Origin of the sequence: Mesorhizobium sp. M0030, from assembly GCF_040323695.1 — a bacterium.
Lineage (GTDB): Bacteria > Pseudomonadota > Alphaproteobacteria > Rhizobiales > Rhizobiaceae > Mesorhizobium.
Window position 1 is genome coordinate 45,377 of sequence record NZ_JAMYVE010000017.1, and the last position, 15,989, is coordinate 61,365.

At 57.5% G+C, this 15,989-nt stretch carries 14 protein-coding genes and 3 pseudogenes; 11 read left to right on the plus strand and 6 right to left on the minus strand.

The genetic code is table 11. From position 1 onward, the window contains the following. Positions 1-355: 355 nt before the first annotated feature. Positions 356-1,290 (minus strand): annotated as a pseudogene (locus tag NKJ80_RS27645) (IS630 family transposase). A gap of 748 nt (positions 1,291-2,038) precedes the next feature. On the opposite strand from NKJ80_RS27645, the gene NKJ80_RS27650 reads away from it, so the two are divergent. Continuing rightward, on the plus strand, positions 2,039-3,199 hold the full coding sequence (locus NKJ80_RS27650) for an aspartate kinase (RefSeq protein WP_352498692.1): 1,161 nt from the start codon (positions 2,039-2,041) through the stop codon (positions 3,197-3,199). Between the two features lie 354 nt (positions 3,200-3,553). Here NKJ80_RS27650 and NKJ80_RS27655 read toward each other — a convergent pair whose 3' ends face one another. Both NKJ80_RS27655 and NKJ80_RS27660 read right to left on the minus strand, forming a co-directional pair. Then, positions 3,554-3,853: a hypothetical protein gene (locus NKJ80_RS27655; protein WP_352498693.1), complete on the minus strand. Its 300-nt coding sequence runs from the start codon at positions 3,851-3,853 to the stop codon at positions 3,554-3,556. A 435-nt stretch (positions 3,854-4,288) separates the two neighbouring features. After that, positions 4,289-5,422, minus strand: coding sequence for a hypothetical protein (locus NKJ80_RS27660; RefSeq protein ID WP_352498694.1), 1,134 nt, complete (start codon positions 5,420-5,422; stop codon positions 4,289-4,291). Positions 5,423-5,746: 324 nt separating this feature from the next. Between NKJ80_RS27660 and alr the strand changes: the two genes are divergently transcribed. Beyond that, a complete protein-coding gene (alr, locus tag NKJ80_RS27665) occupies positions 5,747-6,922 on the plus strand; it encodes an alanine racemase (protein ID WP_352498695.1) in 1,176 nt (391 codons plus the stop codon). A 224-nt stretch (positions 6,923-7,146) separates the two neighbouring features. On the opposite strand, the gene NKJ80_RS27670 is transcribed toward alr, so the two are convergent. After that, the gene (locus tag NKJ80_RS27670) at positions 7,147-7,338 is read right to left on the minus strand and encodes a hypothetical protein (RefSeq protein WP_352498696.1); all 192 of its coding nucleotides are present in this window, start codon (positions 7,336-7,338) and stop codon (positions 7,147-7,149) included. Positions 7,339-7,518: 180 nt separating this feature from the next. On the opposite strand from NKJ80_RS27670, the pseudogene NKJ80_RS27675 reads away from it, so the two are divergent. The 9 genes and pseudogenes from NKJ80_RS27675 to NKJ80_RS27715 all read left to right on the plus strand — a co-directional run. Further along, positions 7,519-7,584, plus strand: a pseudogene (locus NKJ80_RS27675) (hypothetical protein); the annotation flags it as partial. Between the two features lie 65 nt (positions 7,585-7,649). Further along, entirely contained in the window at positions 7,650-8,075 is a 426-nt protein-coding gene (locus NKJ80_RS27680) for a hypothetical protein (protein WP_502902240.1), read from the plus strand. A 166-nt stretch (positions 8,076-8,241) separates the two neighbouring features. Then, entirely contained in the window at positions 8,242-9,276 is a 1,035-nt protein-coding gene (locus NKJ80_RS27685; protein WP_352498697.1) for a C45 family autoproteolytic acyltransferase/hydrolase, read from the plus strand. 166 nt (positions 9,277-9,442) lie between these two features. Further along, positions 9,443-9,832 (plus strand): annotated as a pseudogene (locus NKJ80_RS27690) (amidase family protein); the annotation flags it as partial. A gap of 23 nt (positions 9,833-9,855) precedes the next feature. Next, positions 9,856-9,978 carry an amidase family protein gene (locus NKJ80_RS27695; protein WP_352498739.1) on the plus strand — a complete coding sequence of 41 codons (123 nt, stop codon included), beginning with the start codon at positions 9,856-9,858 and terminating at the stop codon, positions 9,976-9,978. Positions 9,979-10,101: 123 nt separating this feature from the next. Beyond that, entirely contained in the window at positions 10,102-10,722 is a 621-nt protein-coding gene (locus NKJ80_RS27700) for an amidase family protein (RefSeq protein WP_352498740.1), read from the plus strand. Between the two features lie 502 nt (positions 10,723-11,224). Then, complete coding sequence (locus NKJ80_RS27705) at positions 11,225-12,394, plus strand: M24 family metallopeptidase (protein ID WP_352498698.1); 1,170 nt, start codon at positions 11,225-11,227, stop codon at positions 12,392-12,394. Between the two features lie 452 nt (positions 12,395-12,846). After that, positions 12,847-14,112, plus strand: a complete 1,266-nt coding sequence (locus tag NKJ80_RS27710; RefSeq protein ID WP_352498699.1) for an NAD(P)/FAD-dependent oxidoreductase — start codon at positions 12,847-12,849, stop codon at positions 14,110-14,112. 208 nt (positions 14,113-14,320) lie between these two features. Next, positions 14,321-14,689 carry a RidA family protein gene (locus tag NKJ80_RS27715; protein WP_352498700.1) on the plus strand — a complete coding sequence of 123 codons (369 nt, stop codon included), beginning with the start codon at positions 14,321-14,323 and terminating at the stop codon, positions 14,687-14,689. On the opposite strand, the gene NKJ80_RS27720 is transcribed toward NKJ80_RS27715, so the two are convergent. After that, complete coding sequence (locus NKJ80_RS27720; RefSeq protein ID WP_352498744.1) at positions 14,627-14,980, minus strand: hypothetical protein; 354 nt, start codon at positions 14,978-14,980, stop codon at positions 14,627-14,629. The two genes, NKJ80_RS27715 and NKJ80_RS27720, sit on opposite strands and share 63 nt — an antisense overlap. Beyond that, positions 14,977-15,912, minus strand: coding sequence for a biotin synthase BioB (bioB, locus tag NKJ80_RS27725; protein ID WP_352498701.1), 936 nt, complete (start codon positions 15,910-15,912; stop codon positions 14,977-14,979). The genes NKJ80_RS27720 and bioB overlap by 4 nt, the downstream gene beginning before the upstream one ends. Positions 15,913-15,989: the final 77 nt, after the last annotated feature.

Here is a 15,989-nt window from a genome sequence, read left to right on the forward strand (position 1 = left end):
CTTCGTCACTGAGCTCCGACTTTTCCGCGAAGGTACCATTGTCAGTCATCCGTTGGCACAAAGGTTGTGTGAATTTATTTGAAGCGTCTGTTGCAACGGAGCTGATCTATACGCAAGGGATTTTGAGCTGCTGGTCAGGCGTCGAGACCTCGCGAACTTCTGGCTAGGCAAGATTTGGATCGAAGGCCCACCTTGCCCAGTGGTTCTATGCACTGGTGTGCGTCTGAATCTGAGCGTGTCCGCGCACAGGAACTGAGGCGCCGAAGGTCTCGTTTGTCGCGATCGGTCGGGGGTGGGCGTTGCCAGATCGGCTCGGCCTCTGCTGTTGTCCGGAGCGCTAGAGAGCACGTCCTGTTTAATCCGGTTCATATCCTGCGGCTTGAAGTAGTTGGCACATTCGGCTGGGGTGAAGAGGTCGACGACCGCGCCGAAGGCGTCCACAAAGCGTTGACGGTTCTCTCGGCCTCGCAGCAGCGCCTTGAGTTTGGCGAAGGCGTTCTCAATCGGATTGAAGTCGGGACTGTAAGGCGGCAGGTAGAGCAGGCTCGCGCCTGCGGCCTCAATCGCGTCGCGCACGCCGGCGGCCTTATGGGCGGGCAGGTTGTCCATGACGAGTACGTCGCCCTCCGACAAGTCGGGACCAGCACCTGCTCGACATAGGCCAGGAACACGTTGCCGTTCATGCCGCCGTCGTAGACGAAGGGCGCAGTCATGCCCGTCAGCCGTAGCGCTCCGGTGAAGGTCGTGGTCTTCCAGTCGTCATGCGGCACGCCGGCCCGGCAGCGCTCGCCGCGCGGCGCTCTTCCACGTATGCGGGCCATCATTGTGGAGAGGCCGGTCTCGTCGATGAACACGAGCTTCGCCGGATCGAGGTCGAGCTGGCCGTCGAACCAGTCCCGGCGCCGCTTCAGAATGTCGGGGCGATCCTGCTCCAGTGCGTGCGCGGACTTCTTTGAATGTCCAGCCGTGGCCGCGAAGCCAGGCGCTCAAGGCGCTGCGGCTGATCCGCACCGGCTGCTCGGCGACGAGCCGCTCCACCATCTCGTTTAGCGAGATGTCCTTGCGCTCCTCGATCAGCCCGACGATGAAGGCTTCATGCGCATCGAGGCTGGAGGCGCGGCGGCGGCCCTGCGGGCGGGGCGCCAGTTCGCCGATCTTCGCCCGCGCAATCCAGCGGATCGCGCTGGACACTCCCACGCCGAACCGCGCCGCCGCTTGCCGCGCCGACATGCCCTCGTCCGAAGCCTTCAAGACCCGCGACCGAAGATCACCGCTCAATGCTCTTCCCATCGTCCACCTCCATCGAGGTGGATGTTGAATCAGCACAAAACGCAGCCATCACATCAAAATCGATTCATCCATCACAGGACGTGCTCTAGCATTTAGTCGAAAAACGATTCCTCACGGTCATCATCTGCGTGGGCTCACCGGGATTGCATCTGCCGATGGCCCGCGAAAGCGCACTGCCAGTCCATGAAATCAAAAAGCTTAGAACCGCAGCGAACTCGCGCATTACGTGCTCCGGACATACAGCATGGCATACGGGATGTTCTTCAGCGCACGCGAACGCACCAACTATGCCCACCTACCCATCTTGGTAGTTTTTGAGAAGTTCATCCCCGCATAGTTTGTGGCCGGTATCGCCGACCCCACCGCGGTCGGGAGCCTGAATGATCTCGACGGGAGAAAGCAACGCCCTAAGCCAGGACCTGCCACCGAACGGTCCTCGTGACAATCCGAGTGCGCTCGCCGTCCGCCCGCCGGTCCGGCATCAAGGCAAGTCCAAATTGCCCCACGATCCAAGGTCCGAGTTCTGAGGCCGCTGCGGCAACTGCATTTGATGCTCATCACATCCATTTTGACCACCCGTCAGGCCGCCTCGGGGGCTTGGTAGGGATGGACGAGCTACTGAAAGGGACGAGAACCGTACTGGATTGCGGGGGGATGTGGCTGGTCACAGACAATCTTCAGGTCGGGACACGCTTAACGCACTCCTCATCGCGCAGCTCACAATTGCCAACAACCTGATAGGTGGAATATGAACGCGACCGTTCTGAAATTCGGGGGCTCTAGTTTTTCGCATCCTCGCGACTATGGTCGAGTTGCTAGGCACATAGCCGACCGGCTAGCGGCTGGCGAGAAGAAAATCGTTACCGTGGTCAGCGCAATGTCGGGGATAACCGATGAGCTGAAAGACGTCATGCTCAAAGTCAACAACCAAGCATCGCCTTCGAACCTCGATTCGGCACTCGCAACCGGAGAGATGCTCAGTGCCTGCCTGCTGGAGGCTGCCGTCAGCCGGCTAGGGATTCCTGTAACGTCGTTGAACGGCTATTCCCTTGGAATACGGACGAATTCAGATTTCGGTCGCGCGTCAGTGGATAGTGTAGATCCTAAGCCAATTATTGCAGGATTGCAGGAGAATGATGTAGTCATCGCTGCGGGCGCTCAGGCAGTTGATCAGTACGGAAGGTTGACGCTTCTCGGGAGAAACAGCTCTGATCTGACAGCTATCGTAATTGCATCCATGTTGGGAGAGCCAGCTTGCGAAATTTACTCTGATGTTCCCGGCATCTACACGGCAGACCCTTATCTTGTACCACAAGCACTACTTATTCGGGAGATTGGCTACGGGACAATTGCACAAATGTCGCGACATGGCGCAAAAGTACTGCACCACAGAGCGGTGGATTATGCCGAGAAGCACGCAGTCGCGATCGTTTGCAAATCGCTCACCAACGACGGAGCCGTCATGGGCACGATTGTAACAGGCAATGGGAACGCCCCTTCAGTGACGGTGGCTCGTGACGCAGCGATGCTGTTGTGCGCCAGCATCACAGAACGCGATAACCTCCGCGCGCTTCTCAATCAATACGACATCAGCACGATCTGTCTGGAGGGCAACTGCCGGGCCGGTATATGCATTGTAAGCGACATTGATTTCGCGCTGCGGCTTGTCGCACTGACGAGCACTCAGTCGGTCATTGGATCAAGAACCGTGGTGACCGAACTCGGTTCTTCAGTGTTGCGGGTCCACTTGGATAGCGACTACGAAAGCGCCGTTTCCTTGGCGCGCCAGATCCACGAACGGATATACCCTGGAGCGGTTGGCGAACCGCTTGACTCGAGAATGGCTAAACAGCGCTCGGCTTTTAGATCGCTGTTCATCCGAGCAAAAAAGGCGCAGGGAAATCCGTAAGCCTTCGAGCCAATGGCCGAATTTGCCGAGAGAGCCGCGCGCGCCGATTCCGAAGAGAAGCAAGGCCCCGCGAAAGACATCAAAAGTCATGGCTGAGCAAGGCTAGAAGGCGCTTGACCCCGACACGCGAATAGAGAAGTCCCGCTGTGTGGTGGTAGCGTTAATACAGCCATCGACAAGGACTCTCTATGGGACAACTACTTCACGGGTGCGCCACGACCACTCACGCGGTCCGAGCTGCGACAGCGATCGAAGCTTCGATCAAGGAATTGAGCGAACGCTACGGCACAAACCCAAGCCGGTGACGAATCGACTACTTCCATTCCGAGGTCGCCGGGGTCTGGCCTCTAGCGATCAGGCAGGCACGGACGGTCCGAAGATGTGATCGATGCCGTCGTCCTCGCACCATGCCTTGGCTTGCGCCGGCCTTAATGGCATCGCCACCCACTGTGGTCGGCCGGGGCTTGGATGCGTCGCACGAAAGGGCAGACGATCGCCGATCTCCCTGCCTGTCAGCCTCAGCCGGGCCGCAGTAGCGACCGTGCGGCCGGTGGCGGCGTTAGAAATGGATCGGCAGGAAGCATCGCTCGTCATAATGGCGTGGCAGAGCGACAGCTGCTGGTGGCCGAGAACGACATCGAGCGTGTCGAGCATCCCGTCTTGGGCGGGGCGGCATAGCTCGACAGCCAAAGGTACAGTGCATCGCCGAAGGATGACGGTCTTCAGGTTGGCACGCTCTCCCGCCGCGAGCGTATCGGCTGCGGACAAAGGTCCAGCCCGGTGCGGGCAACCGTCCGCAGGCGACCAAAGGCCGGATTGGCGCGCAGCCGGTCGAGATCGTTTGCCTCCTCCTAAGCCGCGCTCGATCGCAAAGATGCGGGCGCGCAGGATCTCGGCCATGGCGGAGCTAAGCCGCTGCCGGTGACGCGGATCGTGAACGCAGCCGCAAGCCCGTCGGCCAATCGCAACCGTCGCTCGGCGGCTGCCCGATCCTACCATGCGATGGCGGTCATTCGTACATTCCGGGTTAGCTTTGCCACTGCGGCCGCCGGTGTGCCTTTGTCGGCAGACGGCGCGAAGGGCGCCAGGCTACTGGAAGCGACGACGATATTCACCATATTTTGCTGCCAATTCCTCCGCACGATCTTCGCACTCGTCCGGCGCCATTGCTTCACAATCGTAGCCGAGCAACTCGCGCATAACTTCTGCAGACTCCGGCGTAAAGCGCACCGTCCCATCGCATTCGACGGCCTCAATACCGTCGTATTTCTGACACCCCCTGTTGATCTCCACCGCATCGTCTAATGACAGGCCTTCAGGCAAATCGATCGAAATGCCTGCTGGAGCTACCCTAACGGGATAGCCTCCTACGAGACCCAATGGACCCGGCGCATGAACGACGCATTCTACCCCATCAGCCAACGCACGAAGGACAGCTGTCGCCGAGGATGCAGTCACCGATTGTCCCTCGAGGCCTCCCACCCGCCGAAAACGCCCGGCAACGTTCGCGAAGATCACATCGTGAGCCACGTCCTCAGGCCCAATTCTCTGGCCCTCCCGATATATGGCCAAATAGTAGGGCGCTCCGTCCATGGAACCGGTTCGCGGCATACGATAACTGACGTAGTGTTGGGCAAAGAACTGCACGTGGATCGCTTTCAGTTCGCAACCTAAAAGATGCGCGGCCGCCAACCTGATGCCAGGTACGGCATTCGCGACGTTACCGATGCCAATCGTTGGCGAGAGCCCCTCGGCTGCAAGGGCGGCATTTGTCACGTCAGGGTAGGATGCATTCACGACCACGCTCTCAAGTCCGGCCTCTCGCACAGCTCTCATCAGGCGTCGCACGAGAACGAGATGCATCGGCGTCCATACGCCGCCGCGTGCTCGATCGATCTGCCGATAAGCATCGGGCGGCAATTGGGTTATCACCCACCATGAATGCAATGTCGTTGCATTGAAAATGATATCAGGACGGAGAACTGCAAGCTGTTCTGCTGTAAACTCTATATTCATGAGATCCATGGGCACCACCTCAATGCTCGGGTGATGGCCGAGGTTTAAGGCTGTGTGCTCAGCCAGATTCGCCCTAAGTGAGGCCCGCTGTACATCCTTTGCTCCGACATAGAGATTGTAGGGTCTGCCGCTCTGACTGAGAAAATCAAGGACTGCCCCACCAAGCACGCCGTGGCCAATAATCAGGATATTTACGCGGTCTTGCATCGAATGACTCCGAGATGATTGTGGAATAAGGTACCAATGGGAGTTCGTGATATCGCAACATACAACAGTAATTGTCGAAAAGACAAGGGAGCTAACTATAAAACTTAGGCTATTGGCTATTACAAATCTGTAAACGAAATAACAAAAAACTTTATGATCTTGTAATATTAGGGAATAGTTATTGCCGCGCTTCTGCCTTATATCTGTTACAACTGCGACCATACGCTTGTTCTGCTGACGACATGGCACCGAGCAGGTCTCAGCTTACTCGGTATGACGGTTAAATGCCGCGTCGCGACCGGCGAGAAAGCGGGACCCGGCACGATGGGAGAGCAGAAGATGGTGTCTTTGGTACGGCCTGTCGATGTTGTATTCGAAATCAATCTGGGGGCGATTCAGGCGAACTTCCAGACCATCTCGGACCTCATTGGGCCGCACGTAAGGGCGGCCGCTGTCGTCAAATGTGACGCCTACGGGCTGGGTCTCGTAGAGGTTGCAAGAGCGCTCATTGATGCCGGCTGCGACCTGCTTTTTGTCGCCAATCTGCACGAAGCACTGCTTCTAAGGTCGTCCCGCATAGGCGCGGCTGTTGCGGTTTTTTTTGATGAATTTGCGAGGTTCGGCGGATGCTATCGATACAATGGCCTCATACCAGTTGTGAATAACCGCACTGAATTGGACGCGATTGGCGCTGCAGGGGAGGCGCAGAAATACTTTCTCAACGTGGAAACGGGGTTATCCCGGCTTGGGCTCGCTTTTGTTGACGTGCGCCGCGCGTATCTTTTGGGGACCTTCGAAAAGAACCCCCCTTCGGTTGTACTTAGCCACCTGGCATGCAGCGAACGAGTTGCAGACCCGACTAATGTTTTGCAAAGGAACCGCTTTCGGGCAATCTACGATATGCTTAACCCTACCCTCGGCAGTCTGGCTGCCTCCGCCGGCATTTGGCTAGGAAAGTCCTATCATTTCGACATGGTACGGGTGGGTTCAGCACTGTACGGGCTCAACAATGCTGGCGTTCAACCAAATCCGCTGCAGCCCGTTGCAAGCCTCCGAGCCAAAATACTCGATGTGCGCAATGTAGCGAGGCGGGAGGCTGTTGGATATGGCGCTACATTTCGTACGGCCCGAATGAGCCGCATAGCGATCGCCGGGATCGGTTACAAGCATGGTCTTCCATGGACCTGCGCGAATAAGATATCGGTTCGGTTTGCTGGATATTCGGCTCCTCTAATTGGAAGAATATCCATGGAGAGCATAACGATAGACATAACAGACGTTCCTGAGGCGATTTGCGGTCCAGGTATCTTTGTGGAATTGCTGAATCAAGACTTCACTGTCGATGACCTTGCAGCGGCCGCTGGCGTTAATCCACAGGAGGTGCTGACGCGCCTCGGTGCCGGTTGCGCTAGACAGTATCTGAATTCTTCCTCTCCATCTGTGAGGGTCCTTGGCAAAGCGTCCAATCGCGACAGGCACAGTCCGCTCCCGATACAGTAAAGAGGCGAGCGATGGACACGGTTTTTTCGGGGCAATCGAGCCAAGCGGGCGCTCAGGCAGATCAGTTCGACCCAGCCTCACGCCGTAGAAGAAACGAAAGGCGCAAAGTCTATTCGACGCGCCCGGCACGGTCCTGCGATCGCCATTGCCCGAAAGTGCCAGTCGCTCGCCCGCGCGCAATGGCTGGAGGATCGTCGCACCGAGCTCCTCGACACGCAATACTTTCACGTCGTCTTCATGCTGCCCGGCGACATTGCGCCACCGCCTACTAAAACAAGGCGCTTGTCTACGCCCTGCTCTTCCGTGCCGCCGCCGAGACCCTGCGCACCGTTTCTGCCGATCCCAAGCATCTGGGTGAAGAGATCGGCTTCTTCGCCGTGTTGCTCACCTAGGGCCAAAACCTGCTTCTCATCCACGCAAGAGCACCCGGACCGGCAGCTTGTTCCGCCGCTTGTTCCTGCAACATCTGGAGAAAGCCTTCGACGCTGGCCAGTTGAAGTTCTTCTCTGACTTGCAGCCCTTGAGCGAGCGCGGTGCGGCCCTTCTGCCGACAGTGATTAATGGGTCGCCTGTAAGCCCTGCTTCTTCCTGGATATTTGGCGCCGCTACGAAAGGCCGAGTGGGTCATCTATGCCAAGCCGCCATTCGCTGGACCCGAACAGGTCCTCGATTACGTCTGTCATTATACCCACCCCGTCGCCATTTTTCCAACGATCGCCTCGTCGCCATCGAGGACGGCAAAGGGAATTTCGCTGGAAGGACTATCGGCACGGCAGTCGGGAAAAGGTTGGCCGTTGCGGGCGACGAGTTCATTCGCCGCTTCTTGTTGCACGTCCTGCCCGAGGCTTCCATCCTATCTGCTACTACGACTTTCTCGGCAATCACTATCGCGCGCAAAAGCTCGCCCACTGCCGCGACCTGCTCGGCATGCCGGTTACCGAGCCGTCGGATGGCTCATCCGAAAGTACTGGGACCGCTACAAGGATCTCACCAGTCATTGCCTCAGGCAATGACCGGCCAGTCGCGAAGGCTAGGCGATCATCATCGAAATCATCTTCGACGCGCCACTGGACCACCGCCTCGATTGAACGCCCATTGGGGACACCCGTTGCGGCGGCTTGGGTCGAATCCGAACCGATTTCCCTTGTTGTGAAAAGTAGATAACCTATAAAAAATGAGATTTATCCTACCGTGAAAAATCAGCCTTGCAAATGGTCCGGCATGATGGCATGACCTAGAAAATAGGATGGACGATAGATCTCGTTTGCGGGACAGCTAATGCGGCTGCGCGTCTTCCAGCGAGTCGCGGAGGTTCTGAGATGCAGATGCCGGTAGTGGTTTTGGTCGGCTCTCCTTATGAGCGAGGTGTCGCCCATGGGACCCTTTTCCAAAATGAAATCGCCAGTGTTCTTGCGCGGGACCTTGGCACTGTACCGGGAACCGAGCGGTCCGCCGCACGCCGACGCGCCGCCGCCGCCTTTGAGAGAATTCGGGCGGCATCGCCCGACACAGCTGAGGAGATCTCAGGTATCGCTGAGGGCGCCGGTCAGTCGATACACGACCTTGTCCTGCGCAGTGGGTTCGAACTCTTCAAGCGAAACAGCGACTCTGGATGCAGCGCAATCGCACTGAAGACGGAAACGGGGGCAGTTGTTGCCCAGAACTGGGATGCGCCCCTTGAGAAACATTCCGAACTTGGTCTGTTTGTGCACATCTCGCAGAATGCCTTCCAATTCGCCGTTGTCGCTTCATTTGGGGGCCTTGGCTGGGTTGGAATGAATCGGCATGGCTTCGCGTTGGTTAACAACGACCTCTTGTTTGATGGATACAAGGACGGCATCCCAAGCCAAGTGGTACGGCGGATCCTACTGGCAACGCCCGACGTCAAATCCGCTGCTGATATGCTTGCGGCCCTGCCGCACATGGGTGGTCGTTCTTACCTAATCGGTGATGGGACTGGACAAATCGGTGCCGCAGAGGTGTCCGCGAAGAGCGGTGCAAATTTTCTGGCGCCGGCAGATGCGTATCTTCACACCAACAATTCGTTGCTACCCGCAACGCGTGGCGAGGAAAATCAGGATGCCCTACACGGCACCTATCCCTCGTCGGCTGCACGACTTCAAGCGCTCCGAGGCGCGCTTGAGCGTGAGGAGCTGAGTGTGGAGGGTGTGAAGCGAGTGCTCTGCGACGAAACGGGAGCACCCAATGCTGTCTGCAAGACGGCGTCGGCGAACGAACCAACCGAGACGGCGTTTTCGATTGTCATGGATTGCGGACGCGGAGAAATGCATCTGGCCTGTGGAAAGCCTTCAGTGAATGGGTATCAAAAAACCATCCTGCCGGCAGTTTCCTGAAGCCATGCCGGACGCCGAACTATGGGAACCTGTAGCGGTCCATGTGCTTTCGCCGGTTCATTCCTAACACGGTAGCGCTCGGTGTGCTTCTTGCTCGGCATAATTTATATTCGCGCTTTTGTGCCAATTCCCACTGCACGAGGCAAACGAGAAAGGACAATTGGAAATGAGGGTAGGTGAATACGTAGAGTACGACGCCTCCGGCTTGGCCTCTCTCGTGAGCGCCAGCAAAGTGAGACCTGTGGAATTGGCACGGTTGGCGCGCCAGGCCCACGATGAGGTCAATCCGCGCATCAATGCCGTCATTGAATTCTACGAAGATGCTGAAACTGTTGCAGGCGCGCGCGCAGGGCTATTTGACGGTGTGCCTTTCCTTCGAAAGGATATTAGCGCCACCGAAGCTGGCCGCCTCCAGGAAAAAGGCAGCCGCCTGTTCAAAGGCTCTCGTCCCGATACCGACAGCTATTATTTTCGTCGCTCCCAGGAGGCCGGGCTTCGAACTCTGGGAAGGACAACAACACCTGAGCTTGGCACATCCGGTTTCACGGAAAGCGTCCTCAATGGCTTAACGCGCAATCCATGGGATTTAACGCGGTCGGCGGGAGGCTCGTCAGGAGAGCCGCAGCGGCAGTGGCTGCTGGTATTACACCGATTGCACATGGCACCGACGGAGGTGGCTCGATTCGCATCCCGGCGTCCTGACCGGCGATCCATTTATCATCATGCAGCCGAACCGCGCGTATGTAGAGGAACTATCACAGCCCACCGGCACTTTGCGGGTCGGGGTCGCTAGAACGGGGCGCGGTCAACCTGGATCCAGAAGTCCTGCGGGCAGTCGAATCGACGGCCACACTTCTTGAGGACCTGGGGCACATGGTGACAGACTTCGAGCCGCCGTATAACTCTTTCGAGTACGTTGAAATACTGCTCGGCCTGTCAAGCCTCGGCGGAAGTTCACTTGAGGAGGCTGCACGAGCAACGGGACGGGCCATCAACGAAGATACCTTGGAACCGGTCAACCTCAAGCTCTACGAACATTACCGGAATTCACAAGTATCCGATCCAAAGTACGTCCATGAGGCCATGCGTAGAATGCGGCTTGGCGTGGGCGAGGGGACCCAAGCCTTTGACATTTTGCTGACGCCTACAATGCCAACCGTGGCCCTGCCGCATAGTGCCATCTACAGTACGACCAACCCGATTCTGTCCGCAGAGGAATTTATGCAAGCGGATGCGGCGCTCTATCAGTACCTAGGCGTATTTAATGTTACTGGACATCCGTCGGTATCGTTGCCTTTGGCACAAAGCACCAGCGGGCTACCGATCGGCCTTCAGATCGTCGGCCGCTTTGGCGACGAGGCCACACTAGTCCAGATCGCACGTGATCTGGAGCACGCCAGACCGTGGAGCCACCGGCAGCCAGAGATTCGAGCAGGGAACGACTGACTTCGTTTTAACAGTGTGGTCTCCTCTTGAGGTCGACCGAACATCGCGACAACAGCAATTTCGGCAAGCCAGACGTGGCCTGCCTCGCTAATGCACTCGTATGGTCATTTCCTGGGTAGACCATAGAATGGAAGCCATGAAGGCTTCGCAGTTCGCAAACGCCCAGAGGCGTCAAGCCGAGAACCGTACACCGGCGAAAAAATCTGCCGGAAAAGCAGGATCGCCCTAGGCTGCAAGTAGAAGGAGAAGTATCAGGCACGATGCCACATTGGGCGCCTTGCCGGAAAGACGCGGGTACATGCAATGCGGTTCGAAAAGATATTTTTCCCAGTGTGAAAAGATATGTACATTATTTAACCAAAAAATTTCTTGACAGGAACGTGACGGACGTTCAGTCTGGTCCCTTGTTACCTCTCCTTTGACGTGCGGGCGGCGCGGCGGGGGATTTCGTCGAGCCCGTGGCGGCTAGGATGACAATGACCAAAAATGACGAGAGGCCGAAATGATTGCCAACCCCTCCTCCTCAAACAACCAGCCATTCTCGACAGATGAGTTCCGGTCTCGCATCCACCGCGTGCAGAAATTGATCCAGGAGAAGAACCTCGCTGGGCTATTGGTATTTTCGCCGGCTAATATCTACTATTTGACCGGCTACCAGACCTCTGGATTTTTTGCTTACCAGGTCCTTTTACTGCCCGCTCATGGAGATCCGCTCTTGTTGGTGCGTGAGCTGGAGCGCACTAACGCTGATGAATACTCCTGGCTCTCCCGTCAGCAACAGGCGATATATATCGATACTGAGCATCCCGTTGATGTAACCGTGCGATTAATATCTGACCTCGGATGGCTCTCGGCATCTCAACCAATCGGCATTGAGAAGGCCGAGATGTGCTTGACTGTTCAGCATTTCGAACGGCTACGCCTAGCATTAGGGGGGGTAGTTCTCGAAGACGGATCTGGTTTAGTAAATCAGGTTCGACTGATTAAGTCTGCACAGGAAGTTGCTTACATCCGGCGCGCTGCTGAGATAACCGACATTGGAATATCTGCGGGCTATGCCGCTATGGCTGTAGGGAAGACCGAGAACCATGTCGCTGCAGCAATATACGAGGCGCAAATTCGAGAAGGATCAGAGTATCTGAGTCTGCCTCACTATATCTCGTCTGGTCGTCGGAGAACTCTTGGTCACGCCACGCCGTCAAACAAGGTGCTTGAAGACGGAGATGCTGTTAGGTTTGAGATCACGGCTTGCATTAAGCGATACAGCGCTGCCCTGATGCGTACTGTCGTAATGGGGGCACCAAGCGACGATTTGGTTCGGACCGCAGACATTCTGCTGGAAAGTCAGGAGAAGGCGTTTAGCCTAATGCGACCAGGCGCGGTGGCGGGCGATATTGATGAAGCAGTCCGCAGGCCTGTTCTCAAAGCAGGGCTAAGAGAAACCTATCACGCGCGCGTGGGATATTCTCTGGGAGTAGGTTTCCCGCCGGTATCCGGCGAATGGGCGACACGCGACTTCATGGCGGAAGATAAGTGGATTCTGCAGCCAAACATGGTCTTCCATATGATCGTCTTTGCAAATGCAGTTTCGTTTAGCGAGACGATCTTGATCACAGCGAGTGGAAGTGAGCGACTGAGCTCTCTAGACCGCAAATTGCTGGTTATCCGATAGTTGCTGATCTCCAGTGTAAATGTGACGACCTTGTGGGCGGCTATTATGTGGGCTTCGGAAATACGTGCGGACGAGATGTGCGAATTCGATCTGCCAAAAAATCATCAGAATAGACGTCTAAGGACAGGCGATCTAGGCATCGATGTAATTGGCGCAGCGAACAAAGGGCTAACCACGTTGGCTCGATCCGCGTGCCGCGTGTTCTTTGCTGGAGGTGCCCGCTTTACTGGCCTGCAGCTTGCGGCTGCACCAGCCGCGTTTTCCAGAAGCGCCATCCATGCGGCACTGCACCTCGATCATAGACGCCGGCGCGCGATAGGTCACCCGCCGGGCCGACGGGAGCGGGAACAGGTAGAAGCGGGTATTCTCGACTGGCTGATTTCGGGGCCCGTGGCGTGCGGTATCTATGGCTATGCCGAGCTCCGCCCAGAGCGAGCGGTGGGTTAGCACCGATGTCGCAAAGACTGACCGGAATGGCTGTTCCGTCCATCGCGGACGTCGTTGTCCTCGGGGCGGGTATTGTCGGGGTAGCCGCGGCACTTGAGTTGCAGCGGCGCGGTTACAGTACTCTGCTAGTCGATCGCAAGGGGCCGGCAGCTGGTTGCTCCTTCGGCAATGGCGGTGCCATAGGGCCGAACGCGTGCACGCCGTTCGCCTTGCCCGGCATCATGCGCAAGATTCCCAAATGGTATTTCGACCCTGACGGCCCCGTAACCGTCAATCCCAGCTGGGCGCTACGGTCTGTGCCGTGGCTTGTCCGCTGGATCCGCTCGAGCAGCAGGGAGGCAGCGCGCCGCTCTGCCTGGGGAATGCGCTTTCTGCACGACGGCTGCCTGGACAGCTATCGCGACATGCTCGGCCCGGACCTCTATGCCGATCTCGTACGCGAGCAGGGCTATCTCTATGTATACGAGTCCGCGACACCGAGTCGGAGCGAACTGGTTGCCGAGGATCTGCGACGCGAGTTGGGCATCCCTTACCGCATGTTCGGTGCTAATGAACTGCGCGAACTCGAGCCTTCTCTAAGCCGGAGATTCCATCGTGCCACGCTGCTGCCGGGCAATGGACACACCGTCAATCCCAAACGGTTGGTCGACACTCTGTTTGACAAGTTCACTGCAGCCGGCGGCGCATTCTGGCAGGCTGAAGCGACGGGCTTCGAAACCGCCGACGGTCAGGTGCGTGTGTTGCGGACGCGTGACCGAGCGCTCCCCCTTCATCGTCTGGTTCTCTGCGCCGGCGTTTGGTCGCGTGACTTCGCGCGCCAACTCGGTGTGCATGTGCCCTTGGTGGCGGAACGCGGCTACCACGTCACCTACACCGAAAGCACCATCCGCCTGAACCATAAGGTCATGAATGGGAGTCGCGGCTTCGGCGCGACCACTATGGAGACGGGCTTGCAGATCACCGGCACGGTGGAACTTGCCGATGCAGATGCACCGCCAAACTGGCGCAGGGCCGAGGCGCTTTCTCGTGCTGCAGAGGCAACGTTCGACGAGCCGCTTGTTGGAAAACGCACCCGATGGATGGGCGCGCGCCCGTCGTTCCCTGACAGCCTTCCTGTGATCGATCGCACGCCGCGGTTCGCGAACGCGTTCGTCAATTTCGGTCACAGCCATTGGGGACTGAGCGGCGCACCGCGCTCAGCCAGGCTCGTCGCAGATCTGATTGAGGGGAAGACCGCGCCGCTCGCCTATGCGTGCGGCCGTTTTGGCTGAAGCGGTGAGGCCATGCGACTGGCATGACCGGGACGCGGACGAAGAATCTAGAATCTAGAGCCTAGGATGCTTATGTTTAAGCAGCGTAAAAGGAAAAGGGGAGCCCGACCTATCGCCGCGTACACCGCTATCGAACTCTGAACCGTTCTGCACAATCGGTTGTCGCTCTAAAGCCCCAGCATATCAGATCAACCAAATCGAGGACAAAATGAAAATTGAGCGGAATGATATCAATGCACGACGAAGCCGCTTGGTCAAATACAATGGGGCTTGTTATTTATCTGGACAGTTTTCGGATAAAGGCGGCAATATCGAAGAACAAACTCGTGAAACTTTAGCTAAGATTGACGAGCTTTTGAAACGAGCGGGCAGCGATAAGTCGCGCCTGCTTACTGCTCAAATATGGATAACATCTATGGCGGATTTTGCGGACATGGACCAGGTTTGGAAAGAGTGGATCGCTCCGTTCGCTCCTCCCACGCGCTGCTGTTGCGCGGTGGATCTCGGCAACGCTTCAATGCGGGTCGAGATAATGGTTGCCGCAGCAACGGGAGATATCGAACTTGTCGAGTTCTGACAGTTGCGGTGGCTCTGTTTTGCCGGGTTGCAACCATCCTTTGCGGCCTCTTGTGCTGTCACCGTCAGACTGATCAGCCTTTTCCTGTATCTCATGGTGACCGACTATAAGGGCGATCTCTAACAGATGGCTCAACAGCTTGGCCGAAATGTGCGCGTCGGGTCGCTTCGGATTTATGCTTACCCTCATCACCATGGCACGCCCGGCGCGCGGCTTCAGCGTCCGCAGCCGGTCCTTGCGCGCCAGTCCCAGCAAGGTCGCCTCATAGCGGGCAAGCGGTGCCCCGTTCATTGCGCCTCGAGTTCCATCGGCTCGATGCCAAGGCGCCGGAACAGCAGGGTATCCTTGTCCCCACCGGGATTGTCCGCCGTCAGCAGCGTGTCGCCGACGAAGATCGAGTTGGCGCCGGCAAAAAAGCACAGCGCCTGCATCTCGTCGGTCATGGCCGTACGGCCGGCGGAAAGACGGATATGCGATTTCGGCATCATGATGCGTGCCAGGGCGATCACGCGCACGAATTCGATCGGCTCGATGGGCTTGGCGTCGGCAAGCCGGGTGCCGGCGATCGGGATCAGCATGTTGATCGGAACGCTTTGCGGATGTTCCGGCAGGTTGGCCAGCGTTACCAGCATGCCGATCCGGTCCACCGGCTCCTCGCCCATGCCGACAATGCCGCCGCAGCAGACCTTGATGCCGGATTTGCGAACGTGCTCGAGCGTCTCGAGCCGCTCGGCAAAGCTCCGCGTACCGATGATCTGGCTATAGTAGCGTTTTGACGTATCGATGTTGTGGTTGTAGTAGTCGAGACCCGCCTGCTTCAGTCGAGCGGCTTGCTCAAGATCGAGCATGCCGAGTGTCATGCAGGTCTCCAGGCGCAGCGCCTTGACGCCTTCGACCATCGCCACCACCGCATCCATGTCGCGCGCTTTGGGGTTTCGCCAGGCCGCACCCATGCAATAGCGGGTGGCGCCGGCGTCACGCGCTTTCTTCGCCTCGGCGATGACGCGCCGGACCTCCATCAGCTTCGACGCCTTCAGGCCGGTTTCGTGCTGCGCCGACTGGCTGCAATAGCCACAATCCTCCGGGCACCCGCCCGTCTTTATGCTCAGAAGCCGACTGAGCTGGACCTTGTTGGGATCGAAATTCTGGCGGTGCACGGTTTGGGCGAGGAAGAGGAGATTGTTGAAGGGCAGCTCATAGAGCGCGCCAACTTCCGTCCGCATCCACGGACCCGGAACTTTGGAGCTGAGTTGCAATCCACTCACTATCATTTTCCTACCTATGGCGAAGCAGTCCCGAT

Excerpts from the sequence above, each read along its gene's own strand:
- NKJ80_RS27650 (WP_352498692.1), top strand. The coding sequence starts at position 2,039 with ATGAACGCGACCGTTCTGAAATTCGGGGGCTCTAGTTTTTCGCATCCT.
- NKJ80_RS27655 (WP_352498693.1), bottom strand. The coding sequence starts at position 3,853 with ATGCTCGACACGCTCGATGTCGTTCTCGGCCACCAGCAGCTGTCGCTC.
- NKJ80_RS27660 (WP_352498694.1), bottom strand. The coding sequence starts at position 5,422 with ATGCAAGACCGCGTAAATATCCTGATTATTGGCCACGGCGTGCTTGGT.
- alr (WP_352498695.1), top strand. The coding sequence starts at position 5,747 with ATGGGAGAGCAGAAGATGGTGTCTTTGGTACGGCCTGTCGATGTTGTA.
- NKJ80_RS27685 (WP_352498697.1), top strand. The coding sequence starts at position 8,242 with ATGCAGATGCCGGTAGTGGTTTTGGTCGGCTCTCCTTATGAGCGAGGT.
- NKJ80_RS27695 (WP_352498739.1), top strand. The coding sequence starts at position 9,856 with ATGGGATTTAACGCGGTCGGCGGGAGGCTCGTCAGGAGAGCCGCAGCG.
- NKJ80_RS27705 (WP_352498698.1), top strand. The coding sequence starts at position 11,225 with ATGATTGCCAACCCCTCCTCCTCAAACAACCAGCCATTCTCGACAGAT.
- NKJ80_RS27710 (WP_352498699.1), top strand. The coding sequence starts at position 12,847 with ATGTCGCAAAGACTGACCGGAATGGCTGTTCCGTCCATCGCGGACGTC.
- NKJ80_RS27715 (WP_352498700.1), top strand. The coding sequence starts at position 14,321 with ATGAAAATTGAGCGGAATGATATCAATGCACGACGAAGCCGCTTGGTC.
- NKJ80_RS27720 (WP_352498744.1), bottom strand. The coding sequence starts at position 14,980 with ATGAACGGGGCACCGCTTGCCCGCTATGAGGCGACCTTGCTGGGACTG.
- bioB (WP_352498701.1), bottom strand. The coding sequence starts at position 15,912 with ATGCGGACGGAAGTTGGCGCGCTCTATGAGCTGCCCTTCAACAATCTC.